This is a genomic window from Maribacter sp., from assembly GCF_039968975.1.
Classification (GTDB): domain Bacteria; phylum Bacteroidota; class Bacteroidia; order Flavobacteriales; family Flavobacteriaceae; genus Maribacter.
In genome coordinates this window covers 13,423-31,743 of sequence record NZ_JBDVOT010000119.1, presented here as the reverse complement: position 1 = coordinate 31,743, position 18,321 = coordinate 13,423, and the positions used below count along the sequence as shown (strand labels likewise).

General features: G+C 34.6%; 16 protein-coding genes. 2 read left to right on the top strand and 14 right to left on the bottom strand.

The features are described from left to right. Both ABJI11_RS08065 and ABJI11_RS08060 read left to right on the top strand, forming a co-directional pair. Positions 1 to 3,866, top strand: a 3,866-nt coding sequence (locus ABJI11_RS08065; protein WP_348351062.1) for a translocation/assembly module TamB domain-containing protein, incomplete at its 5' end; no start/stop codon positions are given. Beyond that, complete coding sequence (locus ABJI11_RS08060) at positions 3,856 to 6,177, top strand: BamA/TamA family outer membrane protein (RefSeq protein WP_348351059.1); 2,322 nt, start codon at positions 3,856 to 3,858, stop codon at positions 6,175 to 6,177. The genes ABJI11_RS08065 and ABJI11_RS08060, both read left to right, overlap by 11 nt. A 3-nt stretch (positions 6,178 to 6,180) precedes the next feature. Here the strand turns inward: ABJI11_RS08060 and ABJI11_RS08055 are convergent, their stop codons facing one another. The 14 genes from ABJI11_RS08055 to ABJI11_RS07990 all read right to left on the bottom strand — a co-directional run bounded on the left by ABJI11_RS08055 (position 6,181) and on the right by ABJI11_RS07990 (position 18,289). Then, positions 6,181 to 7,182: a metal-dependent hydrolase gene (locus ABJI11_RS08055; RefSeq protein WP_348351057.1), complete on the bottom strand. Its 1,002-nt coding sequence runs from the start codon at positions 7,180 to 7,182 to the stop codon at positions 6,181 to 6,183. An 8-nt stretch (positions 7,183 to 7,190) separates the two neighbouring features. Beyond that, entirely contained in the window at positions 7,191 to 9,548 is a 2,358-nt protein-coding gene (locus ABJI11_RS08050) for a hypothetical protein (RefSeq protein ID WP_348351055.1), read from the bottom strand. A gap of 91 nt (positions 9,549 to 9,639) precedes the next feature. Next, a complete protein-coding gene (locus ABJI11_RS08045; protein ID WP_348351053.1) occupies positions 9,640 to 11,412 on the bottom strand; it encodes a DNA mismatch repair protein MutS in 1,773 nt (590 codons plus the stop codon). An 88-nt stretch (positions 11,413 to 11,500) separates the two neighbouring features. Continuing rightward, positions 11,501 to 11,983 carry a biopolymer transporter ExbD gene (locus tag ABJI11_RS08040; protein ID WP_348351051.1) on the bottom strand — a complete coding sequence of 161 codons (483 nt, stop codon included), beginning with the start codon at positions 11,981 to 11,983 and terminating at the stop codon, positions 11,501 to 11,503. Positions 11,984 to 11,987: 4 nt separating this feature from the next. Then, the gene (locus tag ABJI11_RS08035; protein WP_348351049.1) at positions 11,988 to 12,605 is read right to left on the bottom strand and encodes a biopolymer transporter ExbD; all 618 of its coding nucleotides are present in this window, start codon (positions 12,603 to 12,605) and stop codon (positions 11,988 to 11,990) included. Positions 12,606 to 12,732: 127 nt separating this feature from the next. Then, on the bottom strand, positions 12,733 to 13,086 hold the full coding sequence (locus ABJI11_RS08030) for an MmcQ/YjbR family DNA-binding protein (RefSeq protein ID WP_348351047.1): 354 nt from the start codon (positions 13,084 to 13,086) through the stop codon (positions 12,733 to 12,735). Positions 13,087 to 13,166: 80 nt separating this feature from the next. Further along, positions 13,167 to 13,562 (bottom strand): Dabb family protein, encoded by a 396-nt coding sequence (locus ABJI11_RS08025; RefSeq protein ID WP_348351045.1) that lies wholly within the window; start codon positions 13,560 to 13,562, stop codon positions 13,167 to 13,169. Positions 13,563 to 13,586: 24 nt separating this feature from the next. Continuing rightward, positions 13,587 to 14,207 (bottom strand): DUF4230 domain-containing protein, encoded by a 621-nt coding sequence (locus ABJI11_RS08020; RefSeq protein WP_348351043.1) that lies wholly within the window; start codon positions 14,205 to 14,207, stop codon positions 13,587 to 13,589. Further along, a complete protein-coding gene (locus ABJI11_RS08015) occupies positions 14,200 to 14,559 on the bottom strand; it encodes a DUF4260 domain-containing protein (RefSeq protein ID WP_276491894.1) in 360 nt (119 codons plus the stop codon). Before ABJI11_RS08015 ends, ABJI11_RS08020 begins: the two co-directional genes overlap by 8 nt. Positions 14,560 to 14,561: 2 nt before the next feature. Beyond that, a complete protein-coding gene (locus tag ABJI11_RS08010; RefSeq protein ID WP_348351040.1) occupies positions 14,562 to 15,308 on the bottom strand; it encodes a cyclase family protein in 747 nt (248 codons plus the stop codon). Positions 15,309 to 15,634: 326 nt separating this feature from the next. Continuing rightward, a complete protein-coding gene (gene hemW, locus ABJI11_RS08005; protein ID WP_348351038.1) occupies positions 15,635 to 16,768 on the bottom strand; it encodes a radical SAM family heme chaperone HemW in 1,134 nt (377 codons plus the stop codon). A gap of 69 nt (positions 16,769 to 16,837) precedes the next feature. Continuing rightward, positions 16,838 to 17,194: a four helix bundle protein gene (locus ABJI11_RS08000; RefSeq protein ID WP_348351036.1), complete on the bottom strand. Its 357-nt coding sequence runs from the start codon at positions 17,192 to 17,194 to the stop codon at positions 16,838 to 16,840. A gap of 55 nt (positions 17,195 to 17,249) precedes the next feature. Beyond that, entirely contained in the window at positions 17,250 to 17,807 is a 558-nt protein-coding gene (ruvC, locus tag ABJI11_RS07995) for a crossover junction endodeoxyribonuclease RuvC (protein ID WP_348351034.1), read from the bottom strand. Positions 17,808 to 17,812: 5 nt separating this feature from the next. Next, the gene (locus ABJI11_RS07990; RefSeq protein WP_348351032.1) at positions 17,813 to 18,289 is read right to left on the bottom strand and encodes a hypothetical protein; all 477 of its coding nucleotides are present in this window, start codon (positions 18,287 to 18,289) and stop codon (positions 17,813 to 17,815) included. Positions 18,290 to 18,321 lie beyond the last annotated feature (32 nt).

Genomic DNA, 18,321 nt, shown 5'->3' with positions numbered 1-18,321 from the left:
AACCTAGCGGTATTGAGGTTGATCAATTGGCATTTAATGCAGGTCTGACCAATACTGAAGCATCACTTTCTGATGTGGTTTTTCAAATAAATAAAGGTTCTGCCAATGCAGATTTTAATGTACAGTATAGCTCGCTGAAAGGAGCATTGAAAAACCCTGAGAAAAGTGTCTTGTTCGCCAATATTTCCAACCTTCATTTAGCGCTTGATGAGATACTTAAACTACAACCAAAATTAGCTCAAAATCAATATTTAGATTCCTTATCTGCATACCCCATTAGTGGTAATTTAAAAGCTGTGGGAACTTTAAAAAAAGTCGATGATTTCAGTACAGAGCTACAATGGGGTAAAGACACCAAACTTGTAGCAAAAGGAAGTATCAGTAATCTAACCGAAACAGATTCTCTTCGTTATAATTTGAACAATATTAGCTTTAATAGCACTAAAAAATCAATCAGAAAAATAATATTATCCAAAGAATTAGGCATTTCAACACCTGAAACTATTTTAGCAGAAGGTAGTTTATCTGGCGGCACCACATGGGTAAATCCTAATATAAACATTAAAATTCCTGAAGGAAACGCTAACATAAATGCCTTAGTAAATTTTCGCAATACCATGAAATTTGATGGCACTATTTCAGTAGATAGTTTACAATTGGGGCAGCTATTACAAAACGACCAATTAGGTGAAATATCATTAAACGTAAAAGGTAATGGGTCAGGTACTGAAGTTGGTAATATCGATGCTACAATTAATGGCAATATTTCTCAATTTAATTATGGCGGGTATGATTATAAAGAGGTTGTCATTAACGGTATTTTGAAAGATGGAAATGGTAATATAACAGCAAACATCAACGATCCAAATTTAAATATGAAAGCAAATGCCACTATGGCTCTTTCATCACAAGAAAATGACATTACGTTTACTTCAAGTATTATTGGTGCAGATTTACAACAGCTTGCTATAACAAAACAAAATATAAAACTTGCGGCAAATATTAATGGAGATTATAAAGGCTCACCATCTAATTTTACCATTAATACGACTATTGATGAGGGCATTGCTATTGCAGATAACGAACAATATCAAATTTCTACCATTGCCTTAAAAGCGCATATTGAAGATTCTATTACTGACGTCTCTATACAAAGCAATTTCTTGAACGGGCTACTGACATCCAATGCATCTCCAAATCGTATTAACGTTGCCTTAAAAAAACAACTAGAGCATTATTTCTCAACAGATGGCAGCACCTTCAACCCTGAAGATGATATTGACGCAAAGTTGGCACTTACCATAATCCCTACCCCTGTACTTTCTAAAGTATTTTTTAATGGAGTAGAAGATTTAGATTCCTTGAATATTGATGCTAGTTTTAATTCAAAACAAAGAAAAATATCCGCAGATATAAAAGCACCACATATATCATATGTGGGCAGCTCCGTAGATAGTTTAAATGCTTATATAAAAGCAGATGCTGAAGACCTGAAATTCTCGGCAGGTCTGGCAGATTTAATCTATGAACCCATACATTTAAAGCAGACATATCTAGAAGGAAGCCTGAAAAATAAAGAATTACAACTAGACTTTACTTCTAAGAACGACACTGTACAGGTAATGCACATAGGATCGGGACTGACATTTGAAAAGGATACTATAAAACTTCATATTGACCCTGAAAACTTAATATTAAATAAAAGGCAATGGGAAATACCTGAGGAAAACAACATAGTCATAGCTGATGCATATTCAGACTTTGAAAATGTTGTCTTGACCAGAAATGCTCAAAAATGTGAAATATCAAACAAGTTTCCGAAAATAGAGACAGAACATATTGCCGTTCTATTTGAACACTTTCAGTTGCAGACTTTTCTTAGTTTTTTCAATCCAGATGAAGCATTGGCTAGTGGCAAAGTAGAAGGCGACTTTGTCATTCTTAATCCATATACAGCCTCTGGCTTGGTTTCGGATATAAATATCAAAGATTTTCAAGTACTACAAAATTCGTTAGGTACTTTAACCTTAGACGCATCTTCTAAATCCTTATCAGAATATGATTTTGATTTGGCAATGAAAGATGGTGGTGCCAATCTTACCTTAACAGGAGACTATACCGCCAAAGAGAATACCGCATTTTTAAATATGGAACTTGATATTCAAAAGCTGCAAGCAAGTATCCTTCAAGGATTTTCTAATGAGCAATTAACAGATGCCAAAGGGTATTTAGATGGAAGCTTATTGGTGAAAGGTACTCTTGCCGAGCCTAAATATTCTGGTAGAATTAATTTTAATGAATTCGGGTTAAGCTTAAACGCCTACAAATCTGCCTTTACCATCGATAATCAATCTATAGATATTGATCAAGATGACATCACTTTCAATTCATTTGCTATAAGCGACATCAACCAGGGTACATTAACTGTAGACGGCAATATCATTACCGAAAGCTTTGCGAACCCAGGTTTTGATCTTTCGGTAAAAACCGATCAATTTAGGGTGTTAGATTCTAAAAAAGGAGATGATGAACTGGTATATGGTACTGCCAGTATTCAGGCAGATGTTACCGTAAAAGGAGATTTGGAATTACCGGTTATAGACGGAAAATTACGTGTACGTGATGTTACCGACCTTACCTACGTAGTACCTCAAGATCAATTAGATATTCAGGAACGTGATGGTGTAGTCATTTTTGTAAATAGAGAAAACCCTGATGCTATCTTAACAAGATCGGATGAGGAAGCAACCAATTCCTTTTTCGCTGGTATGGATATCAACACCATATTAGAAATTGGTGGCGAAGCTAAATTTACTATTGTTCTTGATGAAAAAACACAAGACAAACTACAGGCATCTGGTAGTGCAACATTGAATTTGAATATAGACCCCAATCAAGATATTCGCCTTTCAGGCAGGTTAGAATTAACCTCTGGGTTCTACAGAACCAGCTTATATAATCTAGTGAGCCGTGAATTTCAATTACAGAAAGGAAGCAGTATTATTTGGAGCGGTGACCCATATGATGCTAAAATGGATGTTACCGCTATTTATGAAATAGAAACTTCTGCCTCTTCATTAATGTCATCTATAAGTTATGGTACGGACAGCAGTGTTTCTGGCACATACCAACAGGCAGCAGATTTTTTGGTTTACCTCAATATTGACGGACAGCTAACACAACCCGAAATATCATTTGCTTTAGACATGCCCGAGAGTGAACAAGGTAATTATGGTGGTGCCGTATATAGTAGAGTACAACAACTGAACGAACAAGAATCTGAATTGAACAAACAGGTATTCTCGCTTTTAGCTCTGAACCGTTTTTATCCAACTTCAGGTAGTGACGGTAGTAGCGGCGGCGCTATATCTATTGCTAAGAACAATGTAAATAAAGTACTATCAAATGAGCTAACCTCCATCTCCAGTAAACTATTGGGCAATACCGGTTTTGAGCTTGGTTTTGATTTGGACAGTTTTGAAGACTATGAAAGTGGTACTGCAGAAAGTAGAACACAGCTAAACATTAGCGCCAGTAAAAAGCTATTCAATGACCGGTTGATAGTTACAGCCGGTAGTGCCGTAGATGTAGAAGGTAGTGCCTCATCTAGTGAGACCGAAACACCATTAATTGGCAATGTAACATTAGAGTATTTACTTAGCGAAGAAGGTACTTATAGGCTTAAAGGTTTTAGAAAACAAGAGTATCAAAATATTATAGACGGGCAATTGATCATTACCGGAGTTGCCTTTATTTTTAATCGAGAGTTCAACAAATTCAGTCAACTGTTTAATCCGTTAAGAAAAAAAGATTCTAACAAAGAAGATTCAAAAAAAGATAAGAAAGAAGAGGACATTGAAAAATAGAAAATTTACATATCGTACTTTACTTTGCACAGCTTTAGTATTCGCCTATTCTTGTGGTATAGAAAAATATATACCAGAAGGCGAGAAATTGTATACTGGAGCTACCCTTGAATTAAATTCTGAAAGTGAACTTAAAGACGAAAAAGAAGTAAAATCAGAATTACTTAATCTCATTGAGCCCAGCCCAAACACTAAGTTTTTAGGTATGAAACCTGCCTTATTTTTTCATTATAAAGCACAGCGAGAAAAACCAGGGTTCTTATATAAATTTCTCAATAAATCTTTCGGTGAAGAACCTGTGTACTTTTCAGATGTAAATCCTGACCGTGTAGAAGAATTGATATTGAACAGACTTGATAATAACGGATTTTTCTATAGTCAATCTGAATCTGAAACAGAAATTGAGGATAAATTTGCATCTGTTCATTATTCCGCCAAATTACCGGCACCCTACGTTCTTGAAAATTATAAATTGGAATCTGACACCTTACCAATGTATAAGGAAATAAAAAAAATGCTACCGGAAACAGCGTTGAAAAAAGGTGATCGATTTGATTTAGATTTATTAAAAGCCGAGAGAGCACGCCTAAATAATGGGTTAAAGCAAAAAGGCTTTTACAACAGTCAAGAAGACCTGTTAATTTTTGAAGCAGATACTAATCAGTACAAGAATAGAAAGTTTGATTTATTCCTTAGACTCAAAAAAGAGGTGCCAATGCGTGCCTCTATACCCTATAAAATAGATTCCATTTCAGTATATCCAAATTATAGTATTGAAGCGGACAGTATACCTTTAACGAAAGAGAATGTTACCCAAATTGATAGTATAGATTTCATACAGGACAGGTTTTATTTTAAACCAAAATTATTAGAATCTTATCTATTGTTTAATGAAGGGGATCTTTACAATGCCAATAATTCTAAACTAACAAGCAGTAGATTATCTGCTTTAGGTAGTTATAAGTACGTAAATATACAATACACGGAACTTGACACCACTGCAACGGACGGTAATGGCGGTTCTTTAGCAGCAGACATCTATTTAGCTCCATTGACAAAACGGTCCATTAGAGCAGAAATACAAGCAGTTTCTAGATCAAACGGTTACACTGGTCCTGGTATTTTATTGAGCCATACCAACAGAAATGTTTTCAACGGTGGTGAAACGTTCAGTGTCTCGGCAGATTTCTCTTATGAATTACAGCTGTCTAACAGCGATTCTAATTTAAGTAGTATTGCAGGTGGTTTAAGTGCCGATTTGATTATACCTAGATCCATACCATTCTCTCCAAAGAGATTTAAATACGCGGTACCCAAAACTAAAATATCTGTTGGGGTTGATTTTTTACAGCGTAGTGACTTGTTTACCCTAAGTTCTGTAAATAGTAGCTTTGGGTACACCTGGAAAGAAAACCAATATGTATATCATACATTAGATCCCATCAGTATCAACTATTCTAGACTATCTAATGTAACCGATGAATTTCAAGAAATTTTAGATGATAATGAATATTTAAGTCAAAGTTTTGAACAGCGCTTTATAGCAGGTCTGCTATATAGTTTCACCTATGATGAAGTATCTAATTTAAGTAAAGAAAAACCCATATATTTTTCTACCAATTTTGATTTGGCAGGAAATGCCTTAAGCTTATTCAGTGGTGGTTCAAATACTATTTTTGGCTCGGAATATGCGCAATATGCAAAAGTAGATGCTGATTTACGACTTTACTTAAGATGGAAAAATGAACGCACTTTGGTATCTAGACTATACGCCGGTTGGGGTGTACCTTATGGCAATAGTACCACCTTACCTTTTGTTAAGCAATTTTATTCTGGCGGTCCGTACAGCGTACGCGCCTTTGATATTAGATCCATAGGACCTGGTAATTTTTACCCGGATACAGATGATGACACCACAGACTATTATGACCAATCCGGTAACTTAAAATTAGAAGCTAATATGGAGTATCGTTTTCCGTTATTCTCTTATTTAAAAGGTGCCTTTTTTGTTGATGCGGGTAATGTTTGGCTAACGGGAGATTACTCTGAACTGTTAGAAGACGAATCTATTAGTACTTCGTCTGAAGCACTTTTTACAGATGGTAAATTTGAGAAAGATTGGCTAAGTGAAGTAGCAGCGGGTGTAGGTTTTGGTGTGCGATTAGATATTCAAAGTTTTGTAATCAGGTTAGATCTGGCATCGCCATTAAGAATTCCCTACGAAGCTGAAAACGAAAGATGGAATGTGCCTTTCTTTGGTAAGGCAGATAACAACATGACCTTAAACTTTGCTATTGGGTATCCTTTTTAATTCCTAATTTCCCCAAATACGTTGCCACAGTGCAGCCATTAAACGTTTGGCGTCCCTTTTATATTTTGGTCTTTCTTCTACAACGAGGTTTTCACCATTAGGTACCAATTTATAACTAAAAGCAAACTGAGTTTCGTTTTCATCTAAACTAATGAGTCCGAATCTTAAATCATTAAAATAAAGTTGACCTTCTTTTTCTGTAATGGTATACCAACCTTCTGTTATTTTAATAAGTCGTACTATCTTATCATTATCTTCCCATTTACCCAGCAGTTCATGATTTTTAGGGTAAGAAGTAAATGCAATCGGTTGGGAATCAAAGAAAGAATAATCTGCCATTAAATAAGCATCTTCTGTATCTACATTGGCCATCCAAAGTACCGTATTTAAAGGAGAAGGACGCGTATTTATTTCATTATAAGCTATCCCCTTTTTATCAAGTGCATTCTCAAATTGTTGAAAGGCGACTCCCTTTAAGATTAAGGTCAACAGTAAATACGTTGAACTAATGATTAGACCTATATTATTATATCTTCTTCGCTTTACTGAAGTGCGTTTTTGAAACATAGCCAAAATCACAAATATGATAAAAGGAACTGTGTATAAAGGGTCAATCACAAAAACACTTTGAAAAGCCAACCGAAGTTTTAAAGGCCAGAACAATTGTGTACCCCAAGTAGTGAACGCATCTAACACGGGATGTGTAAAAAGCCCCCAGAACATTAACCATGACCACTCTTTCCAAGTAGCCGATTCTTTCTTGTTTATCTTCCAGACCAACCAACCAAATAAAGGCGCAAAAAGTACAGAAAAGAAAATGGAGTGACTAAAACCTCTATGCCATTCTGTTGCCGTTACCGTATCAAGAAAATAGCGTGTGATCACATCTAAATCTGGTATGGTACCGGCAATAGCTCCATAAAGCATTGCCTTATTGCCCACTTTCTTACCAAGAACCGCTTCACCAACGGCTGCCCCAAGTACTATTTGCGTTAATGAATCCATTTAAAATATCAATCAATTTTAAGACTTTGCTCTGCTGAAATTAAATCGCCCTCTGTACTCATACCTTCAATATAAATATTGATATTATTCTGCAGGGTGTTCAGTATTTTAAAAGTAGCAATACCGTTTTCATTGGTTTTTAATTCAGGTACCCAATGTATAGTTCCAAAATTTTCAAATTCATTAGAAAGATATGAAGTGTATTTAGGGGTATAAAATTTCTTAACAGGTTCAAACCCTTCTTTAAGTTTATAGTTAAAAACATTCTCCTCTTTACTAAACTGATCATTGTAGCCTCTTGGCACTCTTCGTGTATAAATACGGATCACACCGCCAGCGCCTCTTGCTCCCTCACCTGCTCCTGTTTTATCTATCAAAAAACTTTCTACCTCACTTGTAGGCATTCTATACAAAATATCAAGTGTGCTCAATCTTGCTCCATTTAAATAAATTACTGGAACGGGCAAAGCATTTCCTGAAAGAAAAGATTGAACAGTTCTTGCTCTAATGATAAGCCGATCTGTACTACCAAAACTTAACTCTTCTCGTACGTAATAACCTCTAGATGCTATAATATCGGTTATTAATGGAAAACTAAATTCTATATCCTCAGTTACCTCTGTCATTTTTCCTTTTAAATACTTAGGAATAAAAACATTACTTTCTACGGTTGCTTTCAGTTTATTCTCAACTACAGTAACCTCATTCAGACTTATAGTATTATCAGAAGAAATTAAATCTGGAGCATTAATTTTGGTAGAACTGTCTTCATCTTCAGATTCTACCTTTTCTTTCCAAATAGTATCTATTTCATCTGGTATAACCCCTAACTTCATATTTAAACCAATATTAGGTTTAGCCAACTTTCCATTCTTAACAATGAGCGTAAAATCCAAGCCCTCTCCCTTTATTGGAAAGTTCTTCTCAATCAAAAATCTATTGTCCAAAATATCTAGATACCTACTTCTACCATCTGGGAAACTAACTAAGAGCTTTTCTTCTGAGATGACCCCTTTACTGTAGATAGTTCCTTCTAAATCTATTCCGTTTTCAAATTCATAAAACTGCCCAGGAGGTCCTTTAAAAATATCGTTCCAATCATATCTAGACCAACCTTGGGTCATCAATAACAGATCAAGGTCGTTCTCTTTTTTAGTAGTAACGTTCTTAAAATAATATTTAGGATTTTCAACAAACCCTCTTATGTAAGGTTTTAAATAGAATGCGCTATAAATAGAGTTTTGATTATTGTTCGAAATTGTTTTTTCTGGCAATACAGATACACTTAAGTTTTGCGACCCTTTGCTACTGTTAAGAAGCTTGACTTGAATTTTTAATGAATCAGCCTCTGTAGATAATTTACTTACCTCCAATTTAGAGTCCAAAAGATCTGCATGGTTAAATATCAATCGCTCTGCAATTGGCTTACCATCAGGATTAAATAATGTCAAGATATTCATCCCTTTGTTCAACACTTCCTTATTTAAAACTTTTGATATAAATAGTTTATTCTTGGGGAAGGTAATGGGTATTCTATTAGCGTGACCATCTTTATGTATCAACAAATAAAACTGTTGTTCTTTAATGATTTCCTTTGTTGCCGCGTTTGTGGTTAAACTAATAATGAACCGATTCTCATCAACGTTTTTAACACTAAATGAGATACCTATTTTGGAAGGTTTTTGAAGTGACGTAGTTTTTACACTACCATCATCAAATTCTATTTTAGCCACATACTCAACCCCTGCCTTTGGATTGAAATTAAATTTTCCCAAACCAAAAATGGAAGTGTAAAATCTTGCAACTTGAGTATTGTCACTATCGAATACGGAACCTTCTACAATTCTTACACCATAGCCGTTCGCATCAGTAATTTTTACACCCATAACACCCGGAGCATCTTCAACTAAGTTACCTCCTTCAGGAAGAAATTGAACATCATATTCCTTGATAGATTTAGCTTTTTCAATTGGCTTCTCATTTAAAATGGTAATTTTCTGTACAAATGAATCATCCTCTTTAAAATTCTTCATCCAATTTGTGCTTGTCCTTAGATAATAGTCTCCACTGGCAAGCACTGAATCTACCGCTATATTACCTTTAAAATAACCACCACTAGCTTTAAAATGATAGTCGTTAAACTTCTTGCCATCGGCATTATACAAACCTACATGAACCGTAGTAGTTTGACTAAAAGGCGTACTGTTATGCCTATTATATACATACCCTTTTAACCATACTTCTTCATTGGCTATATACGTTGTTTTATTAGTATGTAGAAATACGGACTCCCGTGGTAATTCAAAATACTTTAAGAACTTATCCTTGACCAAATTATTGCCAATTTCATTTTGGGCAAGAAGCATATTTGAGAAAAAAACAAGAAATAGAAACGAAATTCTATGCATAAAAAAGACGGAAAATAATTACAACCTTAAATCTAAGAATAAAAAAGTTTTATTCAATAATCCCCATCTTTTTTAAGAGAAAAGAAGCGTTCATATTCTGGCATATGCCATCTTTAAAAGTATAATCGAAATGCAATTCGTTGTCTATAATTTCTGCGTCAAAATAATGGTTCTTAACCGCATCGTATTCATCGGCAACTTCACAAAGGCTAAGATCATGGGTAGCTATAATACCGGTAGATTTGCTCTTTACCAAGCGCTCTACAAATTTCCTTGAGCCCAATGCTTTGTCCGTACTATTGGTTCCTTTTAATATTTCATCAAGTACAATGAAGTAACGATCGGTCTGTATTTCGTCTACAATGTATCTTAAGCGTTTTAATTCTGAAAAGAAGTAAGATTCATCATCTGTTAATGAATCTGTAGTACGCATGCTCGTAATTAATTTTATTGGCGAATAACTGACCGATTCTGCGCAAACCGGCAAACCAACATTTGCCATCATAATCTGTAAAGACACCGTTCTTAAAAACGTACTCTTACCAGCCATATTTGCTCCGGTAATGATAAAGAATTGACCACCCTCAATAGTAATATCATTTAAAATACTTTTCTTGGGATCTAACAATGGGTGACCTGCATTCTTAGATTTCAATACCACACCGTCATTAGCAATTGTCGGATATGTGAAATTTGGGTGATTAAAAGCGAAGTTTCCCAAACTATTATAAGCATCAAAAAAAGCAATAGTATTAAACCAGGTTTCTACACTCTTACCATGTTCCTCTATCCATTTTTCAACCGCTAGGCAATCGGTTAAAGAACGAAGAAAAAATCCGTTTGCAAAAATCAAATACAAAAGATTATTGTTACGGTCAAGGTTACTTAGAAGTGATGCAAATTTCTTTAAAACCTTAGAATTACTTTCTCCGTTACTTAGAATATTTGCCTTCTGTTGTTTTAATAAATCAGAAGTGAAATCTGTTGTTTCTATCATTGCCAACAACTGATTGTATTGGTCAAAAGTAGATTTCATTTTAGTAGCATTCTGTCCTAAATTAGTTACTTTTTTAGTGAACACCCCAACGATAAGCATACCTAGTACCAACCACCATATTAAAACAGATTCTGGTATATAATCTAAGAAATAAGCAACAAAAATAGTTACAGAAATAATTGAAAACACTAATGGAATAAATTTCATAACCTTTGGTACAAAGGCGGTATAGTTCTTTAACCAATGCGCTATGGTATGAGTAGAAGTTTCTGTTTTCGTCAAAGCTGCCATTGCAGAAAACTCTTGTCTCCAATCTACTTTTTTAGCTATTTCAGCAATTGCTACTTGTTTTTCTTTAATGTCGTTTATTGAATTTTCTTTATAGATATCTGCTAATAACAAACTCCCCTCTGCAAGTTTTGTTCTATTAGAGATTTGATAAAACGAACCTTCACCAAAAAGGTCAATATCTTGACTAAAAAAATGGATGTCGTCTGCAAATTCTTTTCCGTTGGGTAGTTTTGAAAAATCTCTTTTCAGTACTTGTAACTCTACTGTATTGATATTTCTTAACTCTTCAATCTTTGATTTTTGAAGTTTTAAATTCGTGTACTTGGTTACCAAAATCAAGAATAACGGAATACCTACACATAAAACGCCAATAACATATTTGGCATTTACCGATGCAAAATAAATGCCTACAATAGTACCCAAAAATATAAGTAAGCGAAGTGTACTAAAAGTAAACAGCTTTTTATTCAAGGCTTCTATAGCCTCATTATACTTTTGTACTCGCTGGGTATAAAACTCCTCTAAATTATTCATGAAAACAACCTGTTATAGAAAAGGTAAAGATAACTTTAGAAAATGATTTCTATAAATGGAAAATGAATTTAAAATCACTTCTTATATCCTATAAGTTATCTACAATGGCACCCTCATAAGTAGTATAATTTATTTTCAACAAATTCACCTTACGTAGTTGATTTTTAAGATCATCGATTACTCCCATTTTTACTCCCACATCTGCTTTAATAGACACTGTTGCTACGCTTCTTAAATGCTGCGGCATTGATGATAGGGCTTGAAGGGCGTAATCACCAACTTCGTCTACTGTTATAAATTTATTATCCATTTGAATTCTTGGTTCATCTCCTAAATTAGCATTGCCATCAGTTGTAGGCTTACCTATATAAATTTCAATTACACGGTCTTTCTTATCCAATTTTTCGGTTTCAGTAGCTGTTGGCAAGGTATTTTCCACCAATAAGTTCTGATTTTTCATCACCGTAACCGTCATGAAAAAAAAGAGAAGAATAAAAACGATATCTGGTAATGAAGCTGTTGAAACTGGAGGCAAGCTTTTACTAGATCTGTATTTGTTGAATTTTATCATGGTCCTAATTATTTACGGTTTCTGGTTCTAGTATTTTCTGCGGATAAAGTGCTCTTATAATTTCAAGTCGTTCTTTTAATTTTATTTTTTGATTCTCACTAATTTCATCATTGTAATATTGAGTACTCATAGCTTCATAGGTGGTATTAAACAATCGTAAACTTTCTCTATTACGAAGGAAATTGTAGGCACCCAAAACTTCATTTTGTACCGCTACATAAACAGGATAACTAGAATTACGTTGTGTCTTTATAGAGACAATTGCCTTATCAGGGTTCTCAGATGAATTTGCAAGCCTATTACCTTTACAATACACACAGAACCCTTCATTTCCATTTGAGATTCCCCCATTATCAATAAAGGCAATTACTTTGTCTCTAAGATTTTTAGAATCTATAATATCATCTTCTGCCATTATTAAGTCAGCGTTATTTATGCTAATTTCAAAAAGGTTTCGCTCTTTAATATCGAAAATGACATCATTAACTTCAGGAGGCATTAAACGATTAAGCCCAGCATCATTTTCTATAGATGTGGTAACCAAGAAAAAGATAAGTAATAAAAAAGCGATGTCAGCCATTGACCCGGCATTAACTTCTTGAGGTGATCTGTGGTTTTTCATAAATAGTGGTTTTAAGCACTATTAAGTACGGTAAATCAATAAGTATTAAAAAGTAAGAATGAGGGAATGGTGGTTTTGGGTGAGGGAATGGGATTTTGTAGTATGATATATTGGAAATACGTAATAACTACAACCCCTCCAACTCTGCCTTCACCTTCTTAGTCAATTTAGACACTACCAAATTATAAGAATGATCAATAAGTTCTAACGTAAGTTCTTTAGATATTTGATCTAGGTAGACGGTATTCCAATGTTTTTTTCTCATATGCCAGCCCTCTATAATGCCTTCATGCTCTTCGCGAAGCTCTATGGCTCTTTCTGGATCACATTTTAGGTTTACGCGTAAGGGCACATTTTCTAATCCACATAATGCGAACATTTTACCCATCACCTTAAATACAAGGGTAACCTCATCAAAAGGAAAAGATTCTGTTACTCCTTTTTTTGAAATACAATAGTCTCGGTATTCTTCAACGTTCATACTATTGAGTTTTTAGACTATAATTTTGATTAAGGTCATATACTGTAAACAGTACCTGACCTTAAAATCAGGGTGATTTTTTAGATACCTGTAGAGTCATAAACAATGACCTTAGACCACAGATTCTCAGATTCAGCAATAAACACTTTGTGAGGTGCCTCATCTTGATAAGCTTGTTGAGATTCAGCAGAATCGAAACTTACGATTAAAGAGTACGTAAATGAACCATCTACTACATCTCTACTTGCTTTTGGCGGCTTGCCAATAAATTGTGTTTTGGCATATGCCGAGTTATCTAAAAACTTGCGTAAAGAAGTTTCAAAAGCAGTTCGGTCTGCTTGATTATCAGGGTTTTTTAACCAAAAAAATACGGTATGCGAAAAATTAGCATCGAATTCTGTCATTTTATCATCATTTTGACCAAAACAAACGCTGGTCATTAGTGTTAGTACAAGGATACAAATTACGTTTTTCATTTTTATTTTTTTAGTTGTTTGTTATTATTCTTCGAGTAAGTCAATCTGTTTTTGAGGAATTTCAAGAGCGGAGTAATCTAGTGTCCACCCAATAGTCTCCACAATTTTCTCCATTATCAAAACGCTTTGTAACGCTTCTTTTCTAGCGGTATCCATTAATCCGCTTTCCGGTATTTTTTCTTTAATATGAGTTTTTGCTTCGGCATTTAGTTTTGTAAGATCATCTGGCGCAAAAAAGTTAAAAAAGCCACTTTTAATATCATAAAACTCCAATTCTGGCTCAATGCTCAACACCTCGGGTTGAGGAAAATTATCAAGTACTATCGTTTTCTTTTTCTCATCGGCATGCATTAAAAGTTTGCTTAAGTCATAACCAATATGTGCTTTAGCTTTAATAACCACCAAAGCCTTCTTTTTACTACTTACCAAACTCATGAAATCCTTTACGTTTTCATACTGGTAGATTTCTGCAAATTCCCCTTCTACAGATATTAGTTTGCAAACGCTTTTCATCTTTTCTAACAGTACCGAAGATTGGTGTGTTGTAATCTCTTTTCTTTTCTTGCCTTTAAAAAAATTAAAAAGCCAATACATGCCAATAGCGCCTAAAACCAGACCAAGAATGGTATCAAAAATATTATCCATTGTTATTTCCTATTTCACCTAAATGCGTAAACTTAAACCCTTTATCATATTTGAGTCCGTAGCCAAAGATACGGTCCATAGCCGTATGTATAAAAAGAATTGTACCTATTAATTGAACCACGGGTAACATTAAATAGATACCTACAAAGTATAAAAGGATTGCAAAACCTCTATGATGAAAAATATTGTAGCACACAGCACCAACCCTAGCTCCCAATAAGTAACCTAGCATAGATATATCTGGCGTCAATATTAAAACTGGTAACCACCACCATTGATAACCTAACAAACCAAACATAAAAATACCTAGAATCAACAATGCCAATTCTTCTAATTTTAAAAGATTTTTCATAATTACTTAATTTTATAAAGCACCGGTCTACTTGGGCTGGCATCATTTTCAAATGGTGCCACCTGTAAGTTTAAAAAATGAGTTCCATCAATAACCGTATCAGGCACAAAAATGAATTCTGTAATGGTTGCCCCAAGCCTAACCTCACCATTAAAATTCCAAAATGCTTTGTGTGCCAATAGTTTACCATTGTCTTTTTCTTTGTCAACAGATGGTAAATCTATTAACAAATGTTCAACACCTAATTCTCGAATAAAAACCATTGCATCTTCTAAAATGTATGGCGGATTGGTATGTGAATATTGTCTTTTTAATTTGGATGCCGTATTAGGTAGCGTTCTTATAACCAGTGCTGTTGGTGATTTACTACCTAGTGCGTTTTCTAATTCATCTTTGGTAATTACCAAATCTCCTTTTTGTTTTATTGGTGTAACGGTAATGACCTCTGCCAAAAAGAAAAACTGCTTTAAATACCTATTTACAGATTGATGCTCTTTTGATATATGCCCCACACATTCCGTATGCGTACCATGTGCATGCGGATTAAATGAAATATCATAAAAGTTGGTACTAAAACCTGCTGCTATACTCCCTGTAAAATTAGATTCTTTATGAGGTTCTATTGTTGGAGCATCAACATACCATGCGTTTACATTATCCTTTTTACTGGTGATCGGTATTGAAATATCTAATGGTTTAGATAGGTCAATTTGATATTGGTTTGCTTTGTGGGTTATGGTAGTTTTCATTGTATTTAACCTCAATTTAGATGGTAATCTTTGAAATAAGAAAATTACAACTTTTTGTGGGTATATGAAGAAAGTATAATAGAAGGGGGCAGTTATCGTGTTCCTGTCCTGTTCTCGATATATTTTCTTGAAGAAAACACTCGAACTGACAACACGTTTTATTTCACCTTCTTAATATAATGTTACCATGTCACTTCGAGTAAATTTCCGAGGCACGAAGAAATTTGTATCGAGAAGCTCGACTGTTCCAAACCTGTTCTCGATACAATTTTTCATTTCCGTTTCTCTTCAATAAAAAATCACTCGAACTGACAGTGCGTGATGTGTTATTTCAAATTCACCATAAACAAATCGGCAGCAATGCCGTCTGCTAAAAACATCCCTTTTTTAGTAGTTTTTAAGATGTCACCATCAACGAACAGTAAGTGTTCTTCTATAAATTTATCGGCTTGTAGTAATGCGTACTCTTTATATTTTGGTCCAAAATCAGCCGCTATTCTAGACAACGATACTCCCCAGATAGTCCGCAGTCCCGTCATCACGTATTCATTATATTTATCCGTCGAAGAAAGCACCTCAACCTCCATAGGTAAAATGTTTTGCTCAATAGATTTAATATACTTCGGATTATTATTGATATTCCACCCACGTTGCACACCATCAAAAGAATGTGCAGACGGACCGATACCTATATACTTTTTCTGTTGCCAGTAAGCGGAATTATTTTTAGAGTAATACCCAGGTTTTCCAAAATTGGATATTTCATAACAATCAAACCCATCGGCAAGTAATGTTTCATTCAGCAAGTTAAAATGATTTTGTGTTTCTTCGTCGGATGCGGGTGTAATCAATCCGTCATCAACAAATTTAGCCAGAGCAGTTTTAGGTTCTACCGTCAAAGCATAACTAGAAATATGTGGTATACCGAAACTAAGTGCTTTATCAATATTTTGCTTCCAACGCTCTAAAGTCATATTGGGCATTCCGTAAATCAAATCAATGGAAATATTATCGAAATGTGCGCTTGCCAATCGCAAACACTTTTCAGCTTCCAGAGCATTATGCGCTCTGTTCATCAACTTTAAATCCTCCTCAAAAAAAGATTGAATCCCAATACTTAAACGGTTGATTGGGCTAGCTGCCAGCTGCAGTATTTTCTCTTCCGATAAGTCATCAGGATTCGCCTCTAACGTAATCTCCGGGTTCTCTATAACATCATAATGTACACGAACCGTATCTATCAACTGCTCAATTTCCGTAGTTTCTAAAACTGACGGAGTACCACCACCAAAATAAATAGTAGCAACAGTTTCCCCAGAAAACTCGCCTTTACGGATTTCTATCTCTTTGCATAACGCATCCACCATCACTTTTTTCTTCCCCATAGTGGTAGAAAAGTGGAAGTCGCAATAGTGACAAGCCTGCTTGCAAAATGGGATGTGAATGTAGATTCCGCTCATTTGTTCAATTAACAATAAACAATTATCAGTTAGCAATTCGCTGTTGACAAATAACCACTTACTTTTTACTTATTTTTTAATTCTTGTTGATTTAAGGATGGAAAACATAATTTTTGAAAGTTCATCTGCATTTTCAATTAATCCATTGGCAATTTCTAATTCAATATATTCTGAATCCTTTAATAAATTCAACCAATATTTAGTCTCCAAGCTTTCTTTATAAGCAATTGAGATTTTAGCAGAAAAATCTGCTTTAGAAATTGCCCCATTAGCTTCAGCAATATTTGCGCCAATTGATGTACCTGCTCTTAAAAGTTGTTTAGATAAAACATACTCCCTTTTATTCTTCGTTAGTTCTTGATATAATTTAACAATTTGCAAAGCAAAATCATAAGATTTACTCAAAAGAGGATTTTCATTATTCATTGCTATTTTGTTATTGATTATTGTTAACTGATAATTGTTAATTGATAATTGAACCCTACTTCTTAACTCGTTTCTCATTCTGCTTTACGAAAGCATCCCAGCCAGAGTAGCTTTTACCAACAACATCAATTCTACCTTGATTATAAAAATGACATACGGCAGCAGCTAGTCCGTCAGTACTATCTAGATTTTTTGGAAGTGTTTTTAATCCTAGTACACTCTGTAGCATTCTAGCCACTTGTTCTTTACTAGCGTTACCATTCCCTGTAACCGCCATTTTAATCTTTTTAGGAAGGTATTCCGTTATGGGTATTTGGCGTGACAATCCTGCAGCCATAGCAACACCTTGTGCACGACCTAGCTTTAACATAGACTGTACGTTCTTACCAAAGAAAGGCGCTTCAATAGCTATCTCATCTGGGTGATAGGTATCTATGAGTTCTATGGTACGCTCAAAAATGAGCTTTAATTTCGTGTATGGGTCGTTGTATTTTTGAAGTAAAAGCTCATTCATTTGAATAAACTCCATCTTTTTACCCACCACTTTTATGAGTCCGAAACCCATAATAGTCGTACCGGGGTCAATACCCAATATTATTTTTTCGTTCGCCAATATGCTTAATTTGTATTTAATTGAACAGGAATACGGTATTTGGTATTCACGGGAATTCCTCTTTTTAAAGCGGGTGCAAGTTTAGGAAGATTCTTTAAGCTTTGGGTTATAACGCCATCAAATTCTGGCATCTGATTTAATACTAACGCATTTTTGTAGATATTGTCGACCCTAATTTGACCAAGGGTATCAATAACAAAAATGACCTCAACAGTTTCACTTTCCTTATCGGTTAATGTAAACTCAAAATCATTTAAGGTTTCTTCAAAATGGGAGATTAATGTCTCTTCAAAACAAATTTTCTGCTGTTCTTTGGTAACCGCTTCATCGCAAGTGTAAAAGAACGGGTAAGAATCTACACTGTTCCAGTCCAAATGGCGTAATTCTTCATCAATAAGTTCTTGTGTTCTTTTTTGTTTAGACTCAAAGAACGAACATGAACTTATCAGTATCATCGAAAGAAAAAATACAACTCGTTTCATTACACCTGTTCTACAAGTGAAATTACGATTTT

Excerpts from the sequence above, each read along its gene's own strand:
- ABJI11_RS08015 (WP_276491894.1), bottom strand. The coding sequence starts at position 14,559 with ATGAAAAATCTTTTAAAATTAGAAGAATTGGCATTGTTGATTCTAGGT.
- ABJI11_RS08050 (WP_348351055.1), bottom strand. The coding sequence starts at position 9,548 with ATGCTTCTTGCCCAAAATGAAATTGGCAATAATTTGGTCAAGGATAAG.
- ABJI11_RS08020 (WP_348351043.1), bottom strand. The coding sequence starts at position 14,207 with ATGGATAATATTTTTGATACCATTCTTGGTCTGGTTTTAGGCGCTATT.
- ABJI11_RS08035 (WP_348351049.1), bottom strand. The coding sequence starts at position 12,605 with ATGAAAAACCACAGATCACCTCAAGAAGTTAATGCCGGGTCAATGGCT.
- ABJI11_RS08000 (WP_348351036.1), bottom strand. The coding sequence starts at position 17,194 with ATGAATAATGAAAATCCTCTTTTGAGTAAATCTTATGATTTTGCTTTG.
- ABJI11_RS08040 (WP_348351051.1), bottom strand. The coding sequence starts at position 11,983 with ATGATAAAATTCAACAAATACAGATCTAGTAAAAGCTTGCCTCCAGTT.
- ABJI11_RS08010 (WP_348351040.1), bottom strand. The coding sequence starts at position 15,308 with ATGAAAACTACCATAACCCACAAAGCAAACCAATATCAAATTGACCTA.
- ABJI11_RS08025 (WP_348351045.1), bottom strand. The coding sequence starts at position 13,562 with ATGAAAAACGTAATTTGTATCCTTGTACTAACACTAATGACCAGCGTT.
- ABJI11_RS08045 (WP_348351053.1), bottom strand. The coding sequence starts at position 11,412 with ATGAATAATTTAGAGGAGTTTTATACCCAGCGAGTACAAAAGTATAAT.
- ABJI11_RS08055 (WP_348351057.1), bottom strand. The coding sequence starts at position 7,182 with ATGGATTCATTAACGCAAATAGTACTTGGGGCAGCCGTTGGTGAAGCG.
- ABJI11_RS07990 (WP_348351032.1), bottom strand. The coding sequence starts at position 18,289 with ATGAAACGAGTTGTATTTTTTCTTTCGATGATACTGATAAGTTCATGT.
- ABJI11_RS08030 (WP_348351047.1), bottom strand. The coding sequence starts at position 13,086 with ATGAACGTTGAAGAATACCGAGACTATTGTATTTCAAAAAAAGGAGTA.
- hemW (WP_348351038.1), bottom strand. The coding sequence starts at position 16,768 with ATGAGCGGAATCTACATTCACATCCCATTTTGCAAGCAGGCTTGTCAC.